The organism is Pseudooceanicola nitratireducens (assembly GCF_900109195.1).
GTDB lineage: Bacteria > Pseudomonadota > Alphaproteobacteria > Rhodobacterales > Rhodobacteraceae > Pseudooceanicola > Pseudooceanicola nitratireducens.
Genome location: NZ_FNZG01000023.1, coordinates 1 through 5,364, shown reverse-complemented (window position 1 = coordinate 5,364; position 5,364 = coordinate 1). Strand labels below are relative to the sequence as shown.

Sequence of the window (5,364 nt, the reverse complement as noted above, 5' to 3'; positions counted from 1 at the left end):
ATGTCCAATAAGTTTGCATTATCGGACACCAAAGAATATGCTCAGCGACATGTCAGAAAACAACGAGAAATCGATCTCAAAGCCGCCAAATGGGCCTTCGGTCAGCGAGAACAACGAGAGAGATCATCCCAGCAGCGAGGCTTTGAGCCTTCCTTCCTTTGTGGCTGGTTCAGGCACGCTCGATCGGCTGGTGGATACCGCGCGCGACTATGCGCGCGCCGCGGCCTCGGACAATACGCTGAAGGCCTATGCGAAAGACTGGGCGCATTTCGCGCGCTGGTGCCGGATGAAGGGCGCGGAGACTCTGCCCCCGTCGCCCGAAATGATCGGGCTCTACCTTGCGGACCTGGCGTCCGGAGCGGGCCCCTCCCCTGCCCTATCGGTCAGCACCATCGACCGCCGCCTGTCGGGCCTTGCCTGGAACTATGCGCAGCGCGGCTTTGCCCTCGATCGCAAGAACCGCCATATCGCCACCGTGCTGGCCGGGATCAAACGCAAACACGCCCGTCCGCCGGTGCAAAAGGAAGCGATCCTGGCCGATGACATCCTTGCGATGGTGGCCACCCTGCCTTTTGACCTGCGCGGCCTCAGGGATCGCGCGATCCTGCTGCTGGGCTACGCCGGCGGCCTTCGTCGCTCGGAAATCGTCAGCCTCGATGTCCACAAGGACGACACGCCGGACTCGGGCGGCTGGGTTGAAGTGTTCGACAAGGGCACCCTGCTCACCCTCAATGCCAAGACCGGCTGGCGCGAGGTCGAGATCGGCCGCGGCTCCAAGGATCAGACCTGCCCTGTCCATGCGCTCGAACAATGGCTGCACTTCGCCAAGATCGACTTTGGCCCAATCTTTGTCGGCACCTCGCGGGACGGCAAGAAGGCGCTGGAGACACGCCTCAACGACAAACACGTCGCGCGCCTGATCAAGCGCACCGTGCTCGACGCCGGCATCCGGTCGGACCTGCCTGAGAAAGACCGCCTGGCGCTGTTCTCCGGCCATTCGTTGCGCGCCGGTCTCGCCAGCTCCGCCGAAGTCGACGAGCGCTACGTCCAGAAACACCTCGGCCACGCTTCCGCCGAGATGACCCGCCGCTATCAGCGCCGCCGGGACCGGTTCCGGGTGAACCTGACCAAAGCCGCCGGTCTCTGAGCCCCTGCCCTATCACGCCGCCTGCCCACTGAGCCTACCATAGAAGCTGCGCTCGAGATGCAGCTCCCCTGCCCCGGCCTTCTCGACCATGCCCCGCAGATAGCCGCCCGGCGAGGCAACCTCGCCCGCACTGTGCTTCTCGAAGACGAGGGCAAACGCGGCCGTGGCCACCTGGGTGCCCATTCGGTCCTGCGCCACGTTCCAGGCATGCTCAGAGATCCCGATCATCGGCCTGAGTTGACCGGCAACCCGGTGCAGATCGCCCCAATCTTTCAGGAATCCACCCAAATTCCGCGCCCAGGATGCGAATTCCGGACAGGCCTGCATGATTGTCGGCAGATCGAGCGCTGTCCGCTTCTTGCGTACCTCGGCAACCCAGTCTTCCAGCTCCCTATCAACCCGCTCTTCGGGTTGGGCATTAGGCACCACACCCGCCGCTTCCTCTTTTTCAGAGGAATTACTAGTTACAGGATTAAGTTGGTTTGTAATTAGTATATGAGGTTCAGAAATGACCTCCCTGGGGTTCATTTCTTGAGTCTTCTTCGTGACTTGGGCGTGTTTATCATCGGTGTTTTCCACAGGTTTTGTCGCAACAGTCGCCTTAAGATAAGCCGCCTCGACCCGTTCTTGGAGTTCCTTGAACCATGCCAATAGCCGCTCCAACTGCTCTGAAGCTTCATGACGGCGCGGAAGTCGTTCCAGAAGCTCCTCAAAAAGCCCCGTGAATTGCCTCCAGGGCCCACGCAGAGCGCTGCTGAGAGCTGCCTCGATCCGGGCTCGGATCATCCGGCGCGCCACAGTGATCTGGCGCTTCAGGCGTAGGCAGAGCTCGCGTTCAGCCTGCAACTCAGCATGAAGCTCCTCGAACTCCTCGACACGGGCTGAGAGCGGCGACAGATCGAAGCCATAGGCCTCGACGATGCGGCCATCGACGTCTCTGCGGCCCCACCGCTTGCCATTGGGGCTATCCTGGAAGGAGATCACGCCGATCTCAGCAAGGCGCCGCGCGTGGCGCTTGAGGGCAGACAGCGAAAAACCCGTTTGCTCCATCAGATAGGCGTTCGACGCCCAGACGATCGGACGCTGCCCCTCCTCCCAGTCCTGGGCCTGGGTAAAGGCCCCGAGCGTGTCGAGGAGCAACATGTCTCCGGCCTTCAAGCCGATATGTGCCCCCACGCGCTTAAGTGCCACGAATGCCCGTGTTTTGGGTACTGCTACCCGTTCACCGGCTTGGGCAAGTTGCTCAGCAACCCCAAGACCCGGTGTCGGCTTGCGCCAACCTGTATGTTTCATGCCTGTATCTCACCTCCGTTTATGTGGAGGCAAAAGAAAGCCGTTCGCTCAGGAGCGTTCGTCGTTGACAGTGAATCCTGCGAGACTTATCTTGAAGGTGACCAAACCATTAAGATCAGCTCTCAGGCCACACCGCTTGGGGGCTTTTCTTTTGCCTTTATTTCGATTGTCGTTCCTTTTTGCTCCTTGCCTCGTCGTTCTGGAGGATATGTCGCTGACATTGTCGTCAGTCGGTTTCCTTCCCCGAACCTTCGGCGCTCAAGTAGTCGGCGACTAAATCTCCGAGCTTCTCGAGACGCTCTTGGTCTATCGGCACACCTGCAACCTTGATGGATAGGTTTCCATCGACTGAAGTCGCCGAAAGATTTCGGTTGCCCACCTTGCGTTTGACCGTGAGCTTTCTGGGCTTTGCCTTCGGTTTGAGCTTGGGTTTGTTCACCCTCTCCAAGCTCGCTAAGGCTCCCTGCAAATCACGAAAGCTCATGTCGTAGACATTCTTGAACGCGTTCAAGATCTGATCCTGCGCAGCGAAAACAGACCTCGCTCGTGAGACTAGGCTCTCATGCACGCCAATTTTCTTTGCGAAGGCCACAGCTGTCAGCTTGTCTGCCCCAGAAGCCAACGTTTCATACATTTCACCAATCGAAACCAAACGCTCAAATGGGCTAAGATTCTCGCGCTCCTCATTCTCGCGGAACCGCAGAAACAACATCTCAAACTTGCTGTTCTCGGCGTTTCGCGCTTCCGGCGAAGCGAGGATTGCACGAAGAGGTAAACCCAACTCCGACGCGGCCGCCAGTCGGCGGCGTCCTGTAAGCATGACAAATGGAACACCAGTGACGTTCGACGGCTCCAACGGATCCGGCTCCCAATCCGGATCCTCGGGCCACACCAGAATGGGTGTGTCCTGCCCGTTCGAGGCAATGCTGTTTACCAGAGACCTGAATGCTTCCTGGGACATCCAGTCTTGACGGCGGTCTGTCCCCATCGGATCTGATATCTGGTCTGGCGACAGGCTTATTTCGTGGCGGCCGTTTAAGATATCCGAACAAAGCTCAGCTCTGCTTCGCTCCACAGCGGCTTGCGATTGCGCAAGCGCCCCTGATTTCCAAGCACTGCCGGCCCCCTTGAAAGGAGTAGAAACAGCGTCGCCCGTTTCTGCCCGGCCTTCGGGACCGGGCGTGCGCTCCTTGGATGTGTCGGGACTAGTAGCCTTGCTGACCAGCGACCTTGGAATACTGCGTTTCATGCTTCACCCTCGCCGTCATCTTCATAGAACTCGTCCATCCATGTATTGGCATAACCGCGTTCGAAGCCCGGCCAGAGTCGCGATACTATGGCGTCGTTAACCGCATCGGCATTCGTGATGAACCGGTTGATCCCCTTGCGTTTTCCCGGCGTGTCCGGCTCATATTCGTATACGGATTGATAGACGTCCGACGCATTCGAGATTGCGTCGGAACGCAGATAAAACACCGGCAGAATTTCCGTGGGGCAGTGTTCCAGCAGGTTTCCGATGTGGTTTAGATCCTGCGCATTGGATCGTTGGACGATCGTCGGCAACAGCATGTTGGCACCAGTTCCTATTTCGATCCGTTCATGGGCCAGAATATGCTGAAGCATCCCCAGCAGGCCGGTCACAAAGGTCGACAGCGTTGCGATGTCAAACCCCTTCATGGTTTGCGGGATGACCAGCGAAGTCGACGCAATCACGTTATTCAGCTGGAAAAGTGTCAACGCAGGCTGATAGTCGATGATGATGACATCGAGGGTCTCGGTCAGCGCAGCGTTCAGTCGCTGCTGATCGACCTTGCCCTCGACTACCAATTCGTTGGGCAGCGTTTTTGGCGGGTGGCCCGCTTTCCAGCGATCAAGGGCATCGCGCAGGTAGCGATAGAAGCTCTTTCCGGCGGGGGCCTCTCGCACAAGGCGCGCAATCTGGATCTCTCCCTCAGACGTTTCGCCATGTGCCGGCAGCAGACGCAGCCCCGGCCAGGAGGTCTTTAGAAAGAAGCTGTCGAGCGTCTGCGCATCGTGATCAGTGTATGGCGCATCTTCCGACTGGAAGAGGCCGGCAAAGTCCACCATGGAGGCGGTGTTTTCGTCGGGCATCTGGGGAAGACCTTCACCCCCGACAAAGTAGAGCGTTATCGTGCTTTGCGGGTCTGCATCCATGACACCAACGCGCATGCCGTAATGCAAGCTGAGATACTGCGCAAAATGCGCGGCGCTCAGGCTCTTAGCCGTGCCCCCTTTCTGGCTGGCAAACGAGATGACGGGTAAGGGGGCGTCGGGTTTGCGCCAGGCTAGGTAGTCGTAGGGCCGCTTTGCCGAGGCCGCCAGAAGGGCCCGCATGTGCATCAATTCGGAAAGCGTGAAAACACGCTCTCTTCCAACATATTCGCCCGCGGGAAAGTCGTCGCTCGAATTGGCGAACTTGGTTAGATACTGAATACTGACGTTCATAAACCTTGCGCACTGGCGCATTGACCACGTGCGCTTGATGCGCTGACGCAAGGTGAGTTCCTTGTTCACTGCCACCATCGTGCGCTCAAGCCCACGTGACAGGTCCGTCAAAAACTGTTCTAGACTACCGCTCATTCCTAAGCCCTGACTTCGGTTGGGTCCGAGTTCGACTCGATTCTGCTTCTATGGTAGCACGGTTTTGGAGGAAAAATAAAGATACCACGCGCCTATGAGTTTCAGGCGCTTATTTAGAAGCTCCACCACCCCTAAAACTCCAATCTTGAACGCGTTCAAGATTGGAGTCTTGATGGGCCGGTCGGTGGAGAACCGACCGGCCTTAGCCGTCACGCGGCGTCTTTGGGACCCCAGGGGATGACGGCCTGCAGGGACAGATCGTCCTGGTTCGCGGCCTTGCCGAGGTTGGCGTTGAAGCCGTGGTCGCGGATGGTCAGCGTGTA

4 protein-coding genes are annotated in these 5,364 nt (G+C 58.4%); 1 reads left to right on the top strand and 3 read right to left on the bottom strand.

Going from position 1 to position 5,364, the window contains the following annotated elements; all coding sequences use genetic code 11:
- Positions 1-37 precede the first annotated feature (37 nt).
- Positions 38-1,147 (top strand): tyrosine-type recombinase/integrase, encoded by a 1,110-nt coding sequence (locus tag BMX99_RS19325; RefSeq protein ID WP_008335646.1) that lies wholly within the window; start codon positions 38-40, stop codon positions 1,145-1,147.
- A gap of 12 nt (positions 1,148-1,159) precedes the next feature.
- Here BMX99_RS19325 and repC read toward each other — a convergent pair whose 3' ends face one another.
- The 3 genes from repC to BMX99_RS19310 all read right to left on the bottom strand — a co-directional run bounded on the left by repC (position 1,160) and on the right by BMX99_RS19310 (position 5,041).
- Positions 1,160-2,440: a plasmid replication protein RepC gene (repC, locus tag BMX99_RS19320; protein WP_081940158.1), complete on the bottom strand. Its 1,281-nt coding sequence runs from the start codon at positions 2,438-2,440 to the stop codon at positions 1,160-1,162.
- A gap of 226 nt (positions 2,441-2,666) precedes the next feature.
- On the bottom strand, positions 2,667-3,689 hold the full coding sequence (locus BMX99_RS19315; RefSeq protein ID WP_037207731.1) for a ParB N-terminal domain-containing protein: 1,023 nt from the start codon (positions 3,687-3,689) through the stop codon (positions 2,667-2,669).
- Positions 3,686-5,041 carry a ParA family protein gene (locus BMX99_RS19310; protein WP_009804235.1) on the bottom strand — a complete coding sequence of 452 codons (1,356 nt, stop codon included), beginning with the start codon at positions 5,039-5,041 and terminating at the stop codon, positions 3,686-3,688. The genes BMX99_RS19315 and BMX99_RS19310 overlap by 4 nt, the downstream gene beginning before the upstream one ends.
- Positions 5,042-5,364: the final 323 nt, after the last annotated feature.

What these genes read in the sequence shown, in the direction of transcription:
- BMX99_RS19325 (WP_008335646.1), top strand. Translation starts at nt 38, where the DNA reads ATGCTCAGCGACATGTCAGAAAACAACGAGAAATCGATCTCAAAGCCG.
- repC (WP_081940158.1), bottom strand. Translation starts at nt 2,440, where the DNA reads ATGAAACATACAGGTTGGCGCAAGCCGACACCGGGTCTTGGGGTTGCT.
- BMX99_RS19315 (WP_037207731.1), bottom strand. Translation starts at nt 3,689, where the DNA reads ATGAAACGCAGTATTCCAAGGTCGCTGGTCAGCAAGGCTACTAGTCCC.
- BMX99_RS19310 (WP_009804235.1), bottom strand. Translation starts at nt 5,041, where the DNA reads ATGAGCGGTAGTCTAGAACAGTTTTTGACGGACCTGTCACGTGGGCTT.